The sequence below is a fragment of the Mesorhizobium sp. 2RAF45 genome, assembly GCF_052115225.1.
GTDB lineage: Bacteria > Pseudomonadota > Alphaproteobacteria > Rhizobiales > Rhizobiaceae > Mesorhizobium > Mesorhizobium jarvisii.
Genome location: NZ_JBFRGG010000002.1, coordinates 454,703 through 470,229, shown reverse-complemented (window position 1 = coordinate 470,229; position 15,527 = coordinate 454,703). Strand labels below are relative to the sequence as shown.

Here is a 15,527-nt window from a genome sequence, read left to right as displayed (position 1 = left end):
GCCCAACAGGCTTAGTTGCAAATTTGCTAATATACGGACAAACTCATTGGAGCGGGGAGGAACCCGAAAACTCACCGCAATGGCCGGTGCGGCGTCCGTCGCGCCCCAAAGCCCACCCGCACCGGCCATTCCCCACGGTTAGCCTACAGCCGATCGAAATCAGCGAGCCCGAGACGTCTTCGCTGACCCTCTGCATATGCCAGGGCAAACGACTCCTGTTCGAATGCTCGGGTTAGTTCTTCGTCGCCATCGACCACACGGACGAACCACTCCCCGCAGGCTTCGATCACTTCAACGCAAGGATTGACCTCGCTGTCACGCGCCACGCTATCCATCGCAAGCTCCTTAGAAAGCAATGGTGAACGTCGATTTTATAACGGTCGTCCGAATCCGTTTTCAATATCAAATGTGTATCGGGACATTCGTTGTCTCTAGGAATTTATCCGCGCGGCAGGACGGTGCCCTCCATCCTCAGCCGAAGATCAGGCCCCCCGATCGGCACGCACGCCTCTGTCTGAGAGCGCGGGCTTTAAACCGCCTCTTCAGCGACATCAGGAGGCGTTGGCTCCGGACGCGACTTGAAATCATCCACCCGGATGCAGTTGAGGGGATCCAGGTAGCTGATTCTTATTTGAAGAATTTGGTAGCGGGAGAGGGACTTGAACCCCCGACCCCAGGATTATGATTCCCGTGCTCTAACCAACTGAGCTACCCCGCCAGGGCGGCGAAAGGCCCGAAATCCTCCTTAAATCAAAAGGCATTTCGAGGCGTTCGCCAAGGTCGCGCGGATATAAGGTTGGGAGGGCGAGCCTGTCAAGCTTCGAAACATTCCATATCGCCGCATATTCTCATTGCCGAAAAAAGCTTTGCCGCATGGACATTTGGTTGCAACCGCCGGGGTTGAGTTCGAAGGGGCACGTCGCTATGTCTCGGCCACGAGTTTTTAGAGTTTGAAACAGATGAAGCCGCGCATTGCAGTCCTCGGTTGCGGATACTGGGGCAGCAACCATATCCGCACCCTCAAGGCGCTTGGCGCGCTGCACGCGGTTTCCGACGCCAACCGGGCGCGTGCCGAAGGCTTTGCCAGCGAACAGGATTGCCTGGCGATCGAGCCGGACCAACTGTTCGGCCGGGACGACATCGACGCCATCGTCATGGCCTTGCCGCCACAATATCATGCCGACCTCTCCGTGCGCGCCGTCGAGAGCGGCAAGGACGTGCTGGTGGAAAAGCCGATCGCACTGACCGTGCCGGATGCCGAGCGCTCGGTGCAGGCGGCCAAGGACAATGGCCGCGTCTTCATGGTCGGCCATGTCCTGCGTTTTCATCCCGCCTTCGAGACGCTGAAGGGGCTGATCGACAATGGCGAGCTTGGCGAGGTTCGTTACATCCACTCGCACCGGCTTGGCCTTGGCAAGTTCCATACCGAGAATGATGCGCTGTGGGACCTGGCGCCGCACGATCTGTCGATGATCCTGGCCATCACCGGTACCGAGCCGATCGAGGTGCGCGGCGAGGGTGCGGCACTCCTCGACAATCTCAGCGACTTCGCGCATCTGCACATGCGCTTTCCCAACGGCCTGCGCAGCCATCTTTTCACGTCGCGGCTCAACCCCTATCGCGAAAGGCGGCTGACCGTGGTCGGCACCAAGGCGATGGCGGTGTTCGACGATGTCGAGCCGTGGGAGCGCAAGCTTGCCGTCTACCGCCATGCGGTCTGGCAGGACAGCGGCCAATGGGCCTTCACCACCAACGAGCCGTCCTATGTCGCGGTTGCGCAAGGCATGCCGCTGACGCGCGAGCTTGAGCATTTCATCCACTGCATCGAGACACGGGCCGAGCCGCGCACCAGCGGCGAGGAAGCAATCAGGGTGCTGCGCATCCTGACGGCGGGGACGGTCACCCACACCAAGTCCTGAGACCGTTTGGAGATTCTACTCTGGCGGCCATCTGATGGCGTTTTCTGCGCTTCCCCGTTCTACTGCGTGCAGTAGACCTGAGCTCACGGACCCGAATGTCCGCTGCGCTCCGGTTCTCGAAACCACCACCATATGACTCGCCAGAGCGAATTTCGAAACGGTCTCTGAGAGGGTAGTGTTTATTCGGCGGGAATTTGCGCCGGCCTTGCTGCAAGCTTCGTCAGCATGGCTTCGGCCTCGGCGCCGCGCTCGGAGCGCTCGATGAAGCCGCCGCCGAAGACGCGCGCTTCGTTACCGTCGTCGGAATAGAGCACGCAGGCCTGGCCGGGCGCGATGCCGGACTCGCCGTCGGCCAGTTCGACGGACGTCACGCCCGCGACGTGGCGCAGCACCGCCGGACGCGGCGGCCTGGTCGAGCGCACCTTGGCGAACAGTTCGAGGCCGCCTTCGGGAATATCGTCGAGCGGTCCGTCGCCAAGCCAGTTCATGTTGCGCAGATAGATCTTGTGCGTCTCCAGCGCCTCGCGCGGGCCGACGATGACGCGGGCCCGTTCGGCATCGAGATGGACGACATAGAGCGGCTCGCCCGACGCGATGCCGATGCCGCGGCGCTGGCCGATCGTGTAGCGCAATATGCCCTCGTGGCGGCCGAGCACGCGGCCGTCGATATGGACGATGTCGCCCGGATTGGCGGCGGCCGGCTTCAGCTTGGCGATGATGTCGGAATATTTGCCCTGCGGCACGAAGCAGATGTCCTGGCTGTCCTGCTTGGCCGCCACGGTCAGCCCCATCTCCTCGGCCATGGCGCGAACCTGCGGCTTCGACAGGCCGCCCAGGGGAAAGCGCAGATAGTCGATCTGCGCCTGCGTGGTGGCGAACAGGAAATAGCTCTGGTCGCGATCGGCATCGACCGGCCGGTAGAGCGCGCGGTGGGTGCCATTGGCACCGGAGCGAATGTAGTGGCCGGTGGCGAGCGCATCGGCGCCCAGTTCCTTGGCGGTGGCCAGCAGATCGGCGAACTTCACAGTCTGGTTGCAGGAGACGCAAGGAATGGGGGTCTCGCCGGCGACATAGCTCTCGGCGAAGGGGTCGATAACCGCCTTGCGGAAGCGCTCCTCGTAATCGAGCACGTAGTGGGGAATGCCAAGCGTCTCGGAAACGCGGCGGGCATCGTCAATGTCCTGTCCGGCGCAGCATGAACCGGCCCGGTGCGTGGCCGCGCCGTGATCGTAAAGCTGCAGGGTGACGCCGACGACATCATAACCTTCGCGCTTCAACAGGCCGGCGACCACGGACGAATCCACGCCGCCCGACATGGCGACGACGATGCGGGTGTTTTCGGGACGTCCGGGAAGGTCGAGACTGTTCATGATGCTTTCATTCTGAGCGGCGTCTGAATGCCAATGTCGAGAATATAGGTCAAGCTTTCCGCCGGCGCCAGCTTGCAAGGCGATCGACGGTTTGCGGGCGATCCGCGATCGGCCGGATTTTTTCCAACCAATTCAAGGCTTCCAGCCGGATGTTTCAAATGCCTGCGAAAAGACTAACGCGGCGTTCACGATCCTTACCTAGTCATTAGGGTCTGCTTAGGCAATTTTTAAAGCTGTGGCGGTAACGTGGCGGGGATTGGGTCTTTGAGTTTTTTGTAGAGAGTACGATGACCGATCTGGTTAGACCTAGAGTTAAGTATGTTATCGGGCCTGACGGCAGCCCTCTCACGATTGCCGATCTGCCGCCGACCAACACGCGTCGCTGGGTTATCCGGCGCAAGGCGGAAGTGGTCGCGGCGGTGCGCGGCGGGCTTTTGAGCCTCGAAGAGGCATGCCAGCGCTACAAGCTGACCACCGAGGAATTCCTGTCCTGGCAGGCGTCGATCGACGAATATGGCCTTGCCGGGCTGCGCACCACGCGCATCCAGCAATACCGGCACTAGGGTCGGGCTGAAGAGACAAAAGGGCGCGGCATTCCGCGCCCTTTTGCTTTTAGGTCGTGTCTTTCGTTGTTCAAACCGTCAGCACCACCTTGCCAATCGGCTTGGTGGCGAGAAAGGCGTGGGCGGCCCCGGCCTCTTCGAGCGGGAAGCTCTTGGCCACATGGTCGGAGAGCTTGTTCGCGTCGATCAACCGGCCAAGTTCCACCAGGCCATCGCGGTCAGGCACGACAGACATGCGCTCGACGCGGATGTCGCGCGCGCTGGCCAGCGCCTTGGTGGTGTCGTTCAGGTTCAGCAAGGACACCAGCACGCCGCCGTTCCTGATGACCTTCAGCGAGCGTTCGGCATGATCGCCGCCGATTGGGTCCAGCACCAGATCGATCTCGCTGACCCGGCCGGTAAAATCGCCTTGGGTATAGTCGATGACGTCGTCGGCGCCGAGCTCGCGGACGAAATCGAGCTTGTTGGGGCTGGCGGTGGCGATGACGTAAGCGCCGCGCGCCTTGGCGATCTGCACCGCCAGGTGGCCGACGCCGCCGGCCGCCGCATGCACCAGCACGCGCTGGCCCGATTTCAAGGCGCCATGGCGGACAAGGCCCTGCCAGGCGGTCAGGCCGGCCAGCGGCAGCGCGCCTGCCTGGACATAGTCCGCCGCCTTCGGCTTCGGCGCGATCTCGTCGGCCGGCACTGCTGTAAGCTCGGCGTAAGCCGCCGCCTGCTTGGGGAAGCGTGGCATGCCGAACACCTCGTCGCCGACCTTGAGGCCGATGACGCCGGCGCCGAGCGCCTCGACGGTTCCCGAAATATCCCAGCCGAGGATGAAGGGCGGCTCTCCGAGAAGCTTATAGTGACCAGAGCGGACGGCGCCGTCGACCGGGTTGATGCCGGCTGCCTTGACGCGGACCAGCACTTCGCCGGCCTTGGGAGAGGGATCGATCTGGTTGGCGATGACAAGGACTTCGGGTCCGCCGAAGGAATTCTGGATAACGGCACGCATGGTATCTCTCCTGCTTGGTTGGTGTCGCTATCATTTGGATAGTAATATTCCCTTGTCCAGTATGTACCTTTTTGATATATACGCACCTCATGGATAGTAATGACGACTCCCCCTTCGGCTATGATGCGTTCCGGCGGACGTGTCCTTCCCACACCGTGCTCGAGATGCTGGCCAGCAAATGGGTCTATCTGGTGGTTTGCGCGCTGCGCAAAGGCCGGCTGCGCAATGGAGAGCTTGCCCGCAAGCTCGAAGGCATCACGCCCAAGATGCTGGCGCAGACATTGCGCGTGCTCGAGCGCGATGGCCTGGTGCGGCGTGAGATCTTTCCGGTCATTCCGCCGCGCGTCGAATATGAATTGACCGAGCTCGGCCATAATCTAGGGGAGCTGCTTACCCAGATCAGGGGATGGGCGGAGCAGCACGCGCCTGACATCAAGGATGCCCGTGCCAGGGCGATCGCCGTCAATGAAGGGGATTGGGCCGCCTAGAGCGGGGATCTCGCGGCAAGTGGGTGGCTCGGGCCGATGGCCCGATGAGCTCCCCGCCCGCGCCGGTGCCGATCTCGCCGGGTCAGCCGATCATGGCGCTGCGGCCGCCGGTTTCGGCTTCGCGGACCTTGGTGTCGCGCGATTCCAGCATTTCAGCTTTGGAAAGCTCCGCTTCAGCTTCGCCGAGTAATGATTCGGCAGTGCTTCGCTGTTGGGCGAGGTCGCTTTGCGAATTTCTGAGGTTGTCGCGGCGCAAGCGCGCCGCCTTGGCGAAGGTCGGATAGGCGAAATGATTGATGTCGGTGATGCCGGCTTTCTTTTCCTCGGCGGTGATCTGAAGCTCCAGTTCGACGGCCATGCGTTCGAACTCGGCGATCATCATGTCGAGCTGCAGCAGTTGCCGCCGCTTCTCATTCACCTGAAACTGTTTCAGCCGAACGAGGTTTTCACGTGACTTCATGATTCGGTACTCCCGGAAACGCACACCCGCACATATCGTCCAAACCACCTGGAAAGGCCCAGGCATTGCCCGGTGTCCACCGGCATCTCCCGAACTATGGGAAACAAAACCCTAAAGTTTTTTGCCGGCGGTAACCATTCGTTTACGGGCATTGTTAATCATACGGGTCAGGACTTAAGGCCGGGTAAAAATTCCGGTCGCCGAAGCGAAGGCGCGTCGATGAGTCCCTGGAGTCGCTTAGTCCAGGTTGTTAATGTGTTGCATTAGGAATTTGGGTATGAGATTCGTTATTAGATTCAAGAGGGTGTAGATAGGGGTTAAAAAATCTGATACCGTCATGGACGGGAAATTAGGTTTTGTTAACCATTCAATGGCAGCCTCTGCACAAGGCAACCACTGCTCCGGGGCAGGACGGGTCGTGAAATGGTCCGGCAGCAGAAAAGGGGAATGAAATGCGTGTTCTGCTGATAGAAGATGACAGTGCAACCGCACAAAGCATCGAACTGATGCTGAAATCGGAAAGTTTCAATGTCTATACGACGGACCTCGGCGAAGAGGGTGTCGATCTGGGCAAACTCTACGACTACGATATCATCCTTCTCGATCTCAACCTGCCCGACATGTCCGGCTACGAGGTCTTGAGAACGCTTCGCCTGTCCAAGGTAAAGACGCCGATCCTGATCCTGTCCGGCATGGCCGGTATCGAGGACAAGGTGCGCGGCCTCGGTTTCGGCGCTGACGACTACATGACCAAGCCGTTCCACAAGGACGAGCTGGTGGCGCGCATCCATGCCATCGTGCGGCGCTCCAAGGGCCACGCCCAGTCGGTCATCACCACCGGTGACCTGGTGGTCAACCTCGACGCCAAGACCGTCGAGGTCGGCGGCCAGCGCGTGCACCTCACCGGCAAGGAATACCAGATGCTGGAGCTGCTCTCGCTGCGCAAGGGCACCACGCTGACCAAGGAAATGTTCCTCAACCACCTCTATGGCGGCATGGATGAGCCGGAATTGAAGATCATCGACGTCTTCATCTGCAAGCTGCGCAAGAAGCTCGACGCGGCATCCGGTGGCCAGAACTACATCGAGACGGTCTGGGGCCGCGGCTACGTGCTGCGCGAACCCGAAGACATCCGCGTCAGCGCCTGAGCGGTAAGCGCCGCCCGAATCATTTTTCATCTTCAACAAAAAACCCGGCTTCGGCCGGGCTTTTTGCGTCATGGATCAGCGATGAGCGGCCTGTGCCGCCTCAAGCGGCGATTTTCAGGTTGCGAAAGCGCTCGAGCAATTGCGGGCGATTGAACGGCTTCAGGAGATAGCCCTGGGCGCCGGCGCGCTTGGCCCGCATGATCGAGGCGATGTCGAGCTCGACCAGCGAGATCAGGATCTGCGGCCTTATCGGGCTTTCCATGGCGCGCACGCGGCGGATGAGGTCAACCGCCTGCACGTCCGGCAGGGCACCGTCGACGACGATGATGTCGGGCATGTCGGCGGCGCACATCTCCAGTGCGTCAAGCCCGCTGGCTGCTTCGATGACCACCATGTCGGAGCCACCCAGGATGCGTTTTGCAACCTTCCTGATGACGCTTGAATCGTCGACGAACATGCAGCGTTTCATTTCCGGGTCCTCTTTGCCTTGGGGCAATCCGGTCGTGCGGGGCATCTGGCGACCACCCTAGGCCGATCTGGTAAAGAACCCGAAAAGTCTTTAGGTAAAATTTTTGGAAAGATGCCGCCCGAGAGGCTTTTCTTCACGAATGCTTCGCTGCCGCTGCGGATTGAGCCGTCACGGCAATATTACGCCGTTGAAATACTTTGTTCTCCCGGCAAGCCGGCCGGACGCTCAGGCTGCCGAAAGCACGATTTCTTCCGCCGTCGCATGGATCGATATCGTCATCCCGGCCTCGCGGGCCAGCAGCAGCGTGTAGTAGGGCTGCACCGAATGCGCATCGATCGGCTCTTCCGGCTTGTGACCGGAATGCAGTTCGAGGAATTTCGGTGGCACGCGCAGCATCGGACCGCTTGCCGAAAGGGAAATGCGCGGCTCGGTTTCGAGATTCTCGAGGGTGACGACCAGCTTGCCGCCACGTGGAATGGCGGCGTTGGCGACGAGGATCAGGTTGAGCAGCAACTTGACCTTGTTCTTGGGCAGCAGCGCGCGCGCCCCGTTCCAGGTCAGTTCCGGCTTTTCGTTCTTGAGGAAGGCGATCGCCACCGCTTCGGCGTCGCCGGTGTCTATAAGCATGCCAGCGGAGCCTGCCGCGCCGAAGGCGATGCGGGCGAACTGCAACCGGGCCGAGGCGTTCTTGGCGCTCTGGCGGATGAGCCGCATGGCGTCTTCGTCGGCGCCGCCCTCGTCAAGCAGTTCAAGCCCATTGTTGATCGCGCCGACCGGCGAGATAATGTCGTGACAGACGCGGCTGCACAGAAGCGCCGCGAGGTCAGGCGCGGAAAGGGTGAACAGATCGGCCATCGGTGAAAATCCCTGCAAAATTCCACAATTCCTGGCCGAGCGATTGATCGTCGCGCCTGCCCACACGAATCACGCCTCAACCCGAGGCTTTCTGAATACACAGCACCCGTACGTACAGCAACAAATCCAAAATTGTCGTCGGCAAATGGCGCGTTTGCGCAGACTTTCAGCGCCGCGCGACCCCAAAAGCTAGCCTTCGAACCGCCATCTTCCTGTGGGAGTTAATGGTTGAAAAAGGATTACGGCATAGTTTGCCCCTAACAGTCATCCTTAACGGCCGCCTAAAGAGCCGGACCGGATGCGAGGCGTCGGCGAAAGTGCTCCATGACGGAGATTGGAAGCATGTTTTCCCGATTCTACGACCGGAGTTTCCTCCGTGTCATCTCAGGCCGGAAGTTTCTCCGTGTCTGCTCAATGGCGATCACGCTCATGGGCGTCCTCGTCTTCTCGACTTCAGCCCTGAGGGCCCAGGAGTACACCGCTCAGGAGATTGTCGATTCCGGTCACAAGTTCTTCGGCGCGACATCGGGTGGGCTCGCCACCGTCGTCGAGAAGATCTTCGCCTCCTACGGCCTGCCCAATGGCTATCTGCTCGGTGAAGAGGGGTCGGGCGCGCTGATCGGCGGCCTGACCTACGGCGAAGGCACACTCTACACCAAGAATGCCGGCGACCACAAAGTGTTCTGGCAAGGCCCGTCGCTGGGTTGGGATTTCGGCGGCGAGGGGTCCCGGGTGATGATGCTGGTCTACAATCTCGACGATGTCAGCAACCTCTACAACCGCTATGGCGGCGTCGCCGGTTCGGCCTATGTGGTGGCGGGCGTCGGCTTCAATGTGCTGAAGAACAACAATGTGCTCCTGGTGCCGATCCGCACCGGCGTCGGCGCCCGGCTCGGCGTCAATCTCGGCTATCTAAAACTGACCGAGCGGGCAACCTGGAATCCGTTCTAAAGTCCACCCGTCATGACCTCAATGCCAAGTTTTCGATGGGAATTGTAGCCCTTTGACCCTCCACACGCTGTGGCAAGCTCTTGCCGCAGCGCCGGATTTCCGCCATGCCAGTGTGATGCGGTCCAGTTCCGGCGGTTGCCGCCGATAGCGGGTAGTCCTTTGGTTCAGTCGGTCCTGTTCTTTGCCCTCGGCTTTCTCTGCGCCGGCTTCCTGGCGCTGATGGTGGCTCCGGCTGTCTGGCGCCGTGCCGTCGCGTTGACCCGCAGGCGCATCGAGGCCTCTATCCCGCTCACGCAGACCGAAATCCAGGCAGACAAGGACCGCATCCGGGCGGAATACGCCATGGCAAACCGCCGCCTCGAAATGAACGTCAAGGCGCTGCGCGAGAAAGCGGCCGAACAGCTCGTCGAGATCAGTCGTGGCCACGAGGCGTTGAAGGGGTTGGCGATCGAGCGCACGGACAAGAACCACGCACTTGCCGAACTCGGCGCCAAGAACGAGGCGCTGCGGCAGCGCGAAGAGGAACTGCACCGGCTTTCGGAGCTGCTCAAGGAAACCGAACGCAAGCTGGAGAAGCGGGCGCTTGAGCTCGAAAAGCTGGAGCGCATGTATGACGATGCCAGTTTTTCCTCCTCCAGCCGCCAGATCGAGCTCGTGGCGCGGGAGTCCGAATTGCAGAAGCTGGCCAGCGATATCGCGCTGCTGCGCGGCCAGCGCAAGGAAGCGGACCGGCGCCAGCAGGAGATCGCGGCCGAAAGCAAGGCCGCGCGCGACGCGCTGAAGGCGGAGAAGAAAAGGGTGGCCGAACTCGACAAGAAGGTCGAACGGCTGCTGGCGACGCTCGCCGATCGCGAGGACAAGCTCGACCGCCGCGAAAAGGAGCTGGCGCGGCTGCGCGAAAAGGCGAAGGCCGAGGATGGCGCACCGGCCTTGCGGCTGGTCGGCAAGCCGGATGAAGCGGGCAGGCATGACGATGCCAAACAGCGCGATGATCTGGACCAGGCGATCGCCAAGCTCGATAGCGACCGCGAGCGGCTGGAGGCCAGGCTGACGGCACTGGCGCGCGAGAACAAGCGGCTCAAGGCGGATCTCGGCGCCGCGGCATCGTCCGGCACGGCGAATGCCAGTGCCGCGCTGCGCGAGCAGATGAACGAGCTGGCGGCTGAAGTCGTCCACCTGACGGCCAAGCTCGAGGGGCCCGATTCCCCGATCGCCAAGGCGCTGGCGGCGCCGCAGGACAGCCGATCCAGCGGCGGCGACCGCAGCCTCGCCGACCGCGTGCGGGCCTTGCAGAAGGCGGACGCGAACTGAAACGGCGGTGCCCCGCCGCCGCCCTTGCTCAACGATTCGAGAAGTGATGCAGGGCAATGGCTGACGCGGCGGCGACATTCAGGCTGTCGAAGCCTTTCGACATGGTGATCCGCACGGTTTGCAGGCGCGCCAGCAGGCTTTCTGGCAGGCCTTCGCCCTCGGTGCCGAGATAGAGCGCCAGGCGCTGGGCCGGCCTTGCGTCGCGTATGTCGGTATTTCCGCGCGGCGATAGGGCGAATTGTTCAAAACCCCGTTCGGCGAGCGTCGCCGTAAAGCCTGACGTGTCGGTGAAGGACGCAAACGGGATCTTGAGCGCGGCGCCGACGGAAACACGGATCGCCTTGCGGTAAAGCGGATCGCAGCATGTCGCATCCATCAGCACCGCATCGGCGCCGAAGGCGGCGGCGTTGCGGAAGATCGACCCCATATTGTCCTGGTTGGCGATGCCGACGAGCACCACCACCAGGGCCTGGCCGGACAGGGCATCCAGCAACGGTCCGGCCGCTTGCGGCGTCTCCTTGCGGCCGATGGCCAGGATGCCGCGATGCATGTGGAAGCCGGCGATCGCATCCATCACCGCGCTGGTGACGATGTAGACCGGCAGGTCCGCCGGCGCCTTGTGCAGGATGTCCTCCAGGCCGTCGAGCCGGTTTTCCAGGACAAGAATGGATTCGGCGCCGAAGCGGCCGGACGACAGAAGCAGGTCGAGGACCACTTTGCCTTCGGCGACGAAACGGCCTTGCCGGCCGGCAAGATCGCGCTCGCGGATATCGAGATAGGCGGCGACGCGTGAATCCCGTGGGTCGTCGATGCGAATTGGGTCCATGTCCTGCGCTCAAATATCGAGAGCGTGGTCCGCGCGTCGGGAGAGACGCACAAGCCACGCTCCGGAAATCGTCAGCGAGGTAAGCGGGCGCAGGAGCGTCCGGTCAAGTCCCGGCGCGGCGCAATCTCTGCGCCATCTGGGACAGGTCCTCCTTGCCGGTGCCGAAAATACCATCCAGCACGACAAGCAGTTCGCGCACCGCGTCGGATTTGCAGGAGTAGTAGATCATCTGACGGTCGCGGCGGGTTTCCACGAGGTCAAGCGCCCGCAGCTTGGCCAGATGCTGCGAGAGCGCGGATTGGCTGAGCATCACCTTGTCGGCGATGGCGCCGACCGACATTTCACCGTCGATCAGATAGCTCATAATCAACAGCCGCTTTTCGTTGCCCATGAGCATCAAAAATTCGGCAGCAGATTCGGCGTTTGCGATTAGCTTTGTCGAGACCATGAATGCCCCATGCTGTTTGCTCATCGAGGCGCCATGGGGGCAATGGTGCCTGAATCCATAAATTCACTTGCGAAAGGCCACCGACGAGTCAGCGCCCTCTCTGGAGGGTAGAACATTTCTTTCAAATCTCAAGTGTTGCTTTTGATCAAATGCAATTAAGTTTCATTATTTGCCTGCCCGGCCGCCCGGCCGCCCCTGGCCATTTCGACCAGAACGGGTCGCAATTCCCGCGCTGATACCAGCGGTTGTGGGAAGAATACGCGGCAAACATTGTCTCCCGACACCAGATCCATGCCATCAACGTCCAAACCGGCAATGCTCCAGCCGTCGCCAGATGCCCCAGCGTAATGATGCGCGTAAACGGCGACCGCGTCCAGATGGTCCGCGTTCATGTGCTCGACGGCGGATTGTTCGCCCGCCGCAAGCTCTTGGACGATGGGTCCGACGGTGACGAGATCGGAGCGATCGAGCAGATAGGCCTTGCCGAAACCGCCATTGAGGCTGGCGCGCTGGGGCTCGAGGCGAAAGATCGAGAAGTCGCCGAGCCCGGCATAGAGGCTCGCCTTGGGATTGCGGTTGAGATAGCGGCGCTCGGCGCGGGCGTGCGTGTCAGAGCCACGCTCGAGCCGCGACGCCTGGCAGATCAGCGTCAGGCGCGGATATGCCAGCGGGTCGCCCTTGCCGGGCTCGCCGAGCAGCAGGGAACAGCGTGGATCGGCAAGCATGGCGGGCGTGTGCGCCGAGAGCATCGAGACCAGGATCAGCGGCGCGCCGTCGATATCGGTGGCAACACCAACCCGGCTCGCCAGCGGCGACCCGGTCTGCGGCTCCAGCACCGCGAGGGCGCCGAAGCGGGCGCTGCGCAGGAGCGTCTTCGCCAAGCGGATCGCCTCGGCGTCGGTCTGGCGGATCACGTCCTTCTTTCGATCGTCCAAGGGTCTCGTCCTGCTAAGTTGATTTTCCTATTCCACTTATCAGACGATGATGCCGGTTTTGGCAAGCGTTCTATGCAAGCCGCCCAAAACCGCATCGCACTTCTGGACTTATACTACTTCGGCGCCATGCGGATGGCGCCGTCGAGGCGGATGGTTTCGCCGTTCAGCATCTGGTTTTCGATGACGTGCAGGGCAAGTGCGGCATATTCGGACGGTTCGCCGAGGCGGGACGGGAAGGGCACGGCGGCGCCGAGCGAATCCTGCACCTCCTGCGGCATGCCGGCCATCATCGGTGTCTTGAAGATGCCGGGTGCGATGGTGCAGACGCGGATGCCGGAACGGGCGAGGTCGCGCGCCACCGGCAGGGTCATGCCGACCACGCCGCCCTTCGAAGCGGAATAGGCGGCCTGGCCGATCTGGCCGTCATAGGCGGCGACCGAAGCGGTGTTGACGATGACGCCACGTTCGCCGCCCTGCAGCGGCTCGAGCCTGGCGGCGCGGTCGGCGACCAGGCGGATCATGTTGAATGTGCCGATCAGATTGACCTCGATCACCTTGCGGTATTGATCGAGCGGGTGCGGCCCGTCCTTGCCGATGGTCTTCATACCAATGGCGATGCCGGCGCAATTGACCAGGAGGCGCGGCTCGCCAAGCTTGCTCTCCGTCTCGACGACGGCGGCGGCGCCACTGTCGGCGCTGCTGACGTCGCATTGCACGGCAATGCCGCCGATTTCGGCCGCGACCTTGGCGGCGCGGTCGATGCCGACATCGAAGATGGCGACGCGGGCACCCTTGGCGGCAAGGGCACGCGCAGTTGCCTCGCCAAGCCCGGAGCCGCCGCCGGTGACGATTGCGATCTGGCCGTTCGGGTTCATGGCGTCATCCTCTCCCGGAGCATTTCATTATTTCACGAAAGCGCCGAACCGTTTCACATTTTCCTGGAACTGCTCCAAGAAAACAGGGACGGATCAGGCCCGGATCGACGGTCAAGGTCAAGCCATCGCCTAGACGTGCTCGGCGACCCTGGCCTGGGTGGCATGGCCGACCTCGCCCGTGAGCCTGGCCACCGCGCCCGGCGTGATCTCGTGCGACAAAAGGCGGTCGAGATCGACAGGGCGCGGCATCGAGATCTGGCCGCGCGGGATGCGCTTGAAGCCGAGCGGCCCATAATAGGGCTCGTCGCCGACCAGTATGACGGCGGGCGCGCCGGCCTTTGCAGCCGCTTCGAGTGCGATCGCCACCAGCCGACGGCCGATGCCGAGATTCTTGAAGGCTGGCCGCACCGCGAGCGGCCCGAGCATCAGCGCGCGGCCGGCGCCGGCGGCGATGCGGGTCATGCGCACCGAGGCGACGACGAGATCGCCATCGACCGCCACAAAGGACAGCGCACGCTCGTGGCCGCCGGCTTCGCGGATCTTGTAGGCGGCCAGCACGAAGCGGCCGGGCCCGAAGGCCTCGTCATTGATGGCTTCGATTTCGGGGTCGTGCGCCGGAGTTTCCGGCAGGTATTTCACGTCGGCAAGGCTCATGGTCTTTGCGTTCCGGTAGAGGAGGAAAGGTTGCTGCAAACGGCAGCGTTCGCCAGTCAGCGCTTCATCAAGCGCGGGCGCCCTTTCGTCGTCGGTCAAACCGGATCAAAGCAAAGTCGAACATGCGGAGTGTCCGCTAGCATCAATTTTCGGCCGCCGCAATTGGCCTGATGTGTTCGCCGTCTCCGTCAAGTGACGGTCTGTTCAGCGCCTGATGTCTTCGGCGGGGCAAGCTTGCGCCTAGATAATGTGAAAGGACGCAAGGAGATTCGCATGGGATTGCTGGTCGAGGGCAGGTGGCAGGATCGTTGGTACGATACGGCGGACAATGGCGGCAGGTTCGTGCGAACGCAGTCGCAATGGCGTGACTGGATCACCGTCGACGGGGCGCCGGCCGAAGGCCGGAGGCGCGGCTTCAAGGCCGAGCCGGGCCGTTACCATCTCTATGTCTCGCTCGCTTGCCCGTGGGCGCATCGGACGCTGATTTTTCGCGCGCTGAAGAGGCTCGAAGGCATCATCTCCGTCTCGGTCGTGCATCATTTCATGGGCGCCAACGGCTGGACATTCCTGGCCGAGGACGGCGCCACGGGCGACACGCTTTACGGCTTGGATTTCCTGCACCAGATCTATGCCAAGGCCGATCCCGCCTATTCCGGCCGGGTGACCGTGCCGGTGCTTTGGGACAAGAAGGAGCAGACCATCGTCTCCAACGAGTCTTCAGAGATCATCCGCATGCTCAATTCGGCGTTCGACGCATGGGGCGATGCAAGCGTTGATTTCTATCCCGAGGATCTGCGCAATGAGATCGACCGCGTCAACGCGTTGGTCTATCCCGCGGTCAACAACGGCGTCTACCGCGCCGGCTTCGCCACCACGCAGCGTGCCTATGAGGAGGCGTTCGGCGAATTGTTCGCGGCGCTGGATACGTTGGAGGAACGGCTGTCAAAACAGCGCTATCTCGTCGGCGACCGCATCACCGAGGCCGACTGGCGGCTGTTCACCACGCTGGTGCGCTTCGATCCGGTCTATGTCGGCCATTTCAAATGCAATTTGCGGCGCATCGCCGACTATCCGAACCTGTCGAACTATTTGCGCGATCTCTACCAGGTGCCAGGTGTCGCCGCGACCGTGAACCTCCATCATATCAAGGCGCATTATTACGGCAGCCACGAAACGATCAATCCGACACGGATCGTGCCGGTGGGGCCGGAACTGGACTATGGCGCGCCGCATGACCGGGCAAGGTTCGCCACCTGAG

At 62.0% G+C, this 15,527-nt stretch carries 18 protein-coding genes and 1 tRNA gene; 7 read left to right on the top strand and 12 right to left on the bottom strand.

The features are described from left to right. Positions 1-143 precede the first annotated feature (143 nt). Positions 144-335, bottom strand: a complete 192-nt coding sequence (locus tag AB4Z43_RS07190) for a hypothetical protein (protein WP_038653297.1) — start codon at positions 333-335, stop codon at positions 144-146. Positions 336-641: 306 nt separating this feature from the next. Next, positions 642-718: transfer RNA gene (locus AB4Z43_RS07185), tRNA-Met, on the bottom strand. Between the two features lie 241 nt (positions 719-959). On the opposite strand from AB4Z43_RS07185, the gene AB4Z43_RS07180 reads away from it, so the two are divergent. Next, complete coding sequence (locus AB4Z43_RS07180; protein WP_019860760.1) at positions 960-1,919, top strand: Gfo/Idh/MocA family protein; 960 nt, start codon at positions 960-962, stop codon at positions 1,917-1,919. 179 nt (positions 1,920-2,098) lie between these two features. Here AB4Z43_RS07180 and mnmA read toward each other — a convergent pair whose 3' ends face one another. Further along, positions 2,099-3,289 carry a tRNA 2-thiouridine(34) synthase MnmA gene (gene mnmA, locus AB4Z43_RS07175; RefSeq protein ID WP_019860759.1) on the bottom strand — a complete coding sequence of 397 codons (1,191 nt, stop codon included), beginning with the start codon at positions 3,287-3,289 and terminating at the stop codon, positions 2,099-2,101. A 287-nt stretch (positions 3,290-3,576) separates the two neighbouring features. On the opposite strand from mnmA, the gene sciP reads away from it, so the two are divergent. Then, a complete protein-coding gene (gene sciP, locus AB4Z43_RS07170; protein ID WP_006203587.1) occupies positions 3,577-3,852 on the top strand; it encodes a CtrA inhibitor SciP in 276 nt (91 codons plus the stop codon). A gap of 70 nt (positions 3,853-3,922) precedes the next feature. Here the strand turns inward: sciP and AB4Z43_RS07165 are convergent, their stop codons facing one another. Next, positions 3,923-4,849 (bottom strand): NADP-dependent oxidoreductase, encoded by a 927-nt coding sequence (locus tag AB4Z43_RS07165; RefSeq protein ID WP_441936670.1) that lies wholly within the window; start codon positions 4,847-4,849, stop codon positions 3,923-3,925. 89 nt (positions 4,850-4,938) lie between these two features. Here AB4Z43_RS07165 and AB4Z43_RS07160 point away from each other — a divergent pair, with 89 nt between their 5' ends. Continuing rightward, the gene (locus AB4Z43_RS07160; RefSeq protein WP_038649207.1) at positions 4,939-5,337 is read left to right on the top strand and encodes a winged helix-turn-helix transcriptional regulator; all 399 of its coding nucleotides are present in this window, start codon (positions 4,939-4,941) and stop codon (positions 5,335-5,337) included. A gap of 82 nt (positions 5,338-5,419) precedes the next feature. Here the strand turns inward: AB4Z43_RS07160 and AB4Z43_RS07155 are convergent, their stop codons facing one another. Then, complete coding sequence (locus tag AB4Z43_RS07155; protein ID WP_027047321.1) at positions 5,420-5,797, bottom strand: flagellar export protein FliJ; 378 nt, start codon at positions 5,795-5,797, stop codon at positions 5,420-5,422. 452 nt (positions 5,798-6,249) lie between these two features. Here AB4Z43_RS07155 and ctrA point away from each other — a divergent pair, with 452 nt between their 5' ends. Then, the gene (ctrA, locus tag AB4Z43_RS07150; RefSeq protein ID WP_006203583.1) at positions 6,250-6,945 is read left to right on the top strand and encodes a response regulator transcription factor CtrA; all 696 of its coding nucleotides are present in this window, start codon (positions 6,250-6,252) and stop codon (positions 6,943-6,945) included. Positions 6,946-7,045: 100 nt separating this feature from the next. Here ctrA and AB4Z43_RS07145 read toward each other — a convergent pair whose 3' ends face one another. Then, a complete protein-coding gene (locus AB4Z43_RS07145) occupies positions 7,046-7,414 on the bottom strand; it encodes a response regulator (protein WP_019860755.1) in 369 nt (122 codons plus the stop codon). Between the two features lie 225 nt (positions 7,415-7,639). Then, positions 7,640-8,269: a histidine phosphotransferase ChpT gene (chpT, locus tag AB4Z43_RS07140; RefSeq protein ID WP_019860754.1), complete on the bottom strand. Its 630-nt coding sequence runs from the start codon at positions 8,267-8,269 to the stop codon at positions 7,640-7,642. A 414-nt stretch (positions 8,270-8,683) separates the two neighbouring features. On the opposite strand from chpT, the gene AB4Z43_RS07135 reads away from it, so the two are divergent. Together AB4Z43_RS07135 and AB4Z43_RS07130 are read left to right on the top strand one after the other, a co-directional pair. After that, the gene (locus AB4Z43_RS07135; RefSeq protein WP_223217862.1) at positions 8,684-9,220 is read left to right on the top strand and encodes a DUF1134 domain-containing protein; all 537 of its coding nucleotides are present in this window, start codon (positions 8,684-8,686) and stop codon (positions 9,218-9,220) included. A gap of 159 nt (positions 9,221-9,379) precedes the next feature. Further along, positions 9,380-10,531 carry a hypothetical protein gene (locus AB4Z43_RS07130; protein WP_441936665.1) on the top strand — a complete coding sequence of 384 codons (1,152 nt, stop codon included), beginning with the start codon at positions 9,380-9,382 and terminating at the stop codon, positions 10,529-10,531. Between the two features lie 28 nt (positions 10,532-10,559). Here the strand turns inward: AB4Z43_RS07130 and AB4Z43_RS07125 are convergent, their stop codons facing one another. The 5 genes from AB4Z43_RS07125 to AB4Z43_RS07105 form a co-directional block, all read right to left on the bottom strand. Continuing rightward, the gene (locus AB4Z43_RS07125) at positions 10,560-11,357 is read right to left on the bottom strand and encodes a TrmH family RNA methyltransferase (protein ID WP_441936663.1); all 798 of its coding nucleotides are present in this window, start codon (positions 11,355-11,357) and stop codon (positions 10,560-10,562) included. Between the two features lie 103 nt (positions 11,358-11,460). Beyond that, on the bottom strand, positions 11,461-11,805 hold the full coding sequence (locus tag AB4Z43_RS07120) for an ArsR/SmtB family transcription factor (RefSeq protein WP_027047319.1): 345 nt from the start codon (positions 11,803-11,805) through the stop codon (positions 11,461-11,463). A gap of 155 nt (positions 11,806-11,960) precedes the next feature. Then, positions 11,961-12,740 carry a HugZ family pyridoxamine 5'-phosphate oxidase gene (locus tag AB4Z43_RS07115; RefSeq protein ID WP_441936661.1) on the bottom strand — a complete coding sequence of 260 codons (780 nt, stop codon included), beginning with the start codon at positions 12,738-12,740 and terminating at the stop codon, positions 11,961-11,963. Between the two features lie 113 nt (positions 12,741-12,853). Next, entirely contained in the window at positions 12,854-13,615 is a 762-nt protein-coding gene (locus AB4Z43_RS07110; protein WP_441936659.1) for a 3-hydroxyacyl-CoA dehydrogenase, read from the bottom strand. Between the two features lie 129 nt (positions 13,616-13,744). Then, positions 13,745-14,269: a GNAT family N-acetyltransferase gene (locus AB4Z43_RS07105; RefSeq protein ID WP_038653290.1), complete on the bottom strand. Its 525-nt coding sequence runs from the start codon at positions 14,267-14,269 to the stop codon at positions 13,745-13,747. A gap of 273 nt (positions 14,270-14,542) precedes the next feature. Here AB4Z43_RS07105 and AB4Z43_RS07100 point away from each other — a divergent pair, with 273 nt between their 5' ends. Next, a complete protein-coding gene (locus AB4Z43_RS07100) occupies positions 14,543-15,526 on the top strand; it encodes a glutathione S-transferase family protein (RefSeq protein ID WP_441936657.1) in 984 nt (327 codons plus the stop codon). Position 15,527: the final 1 nt, after the last annotated feature.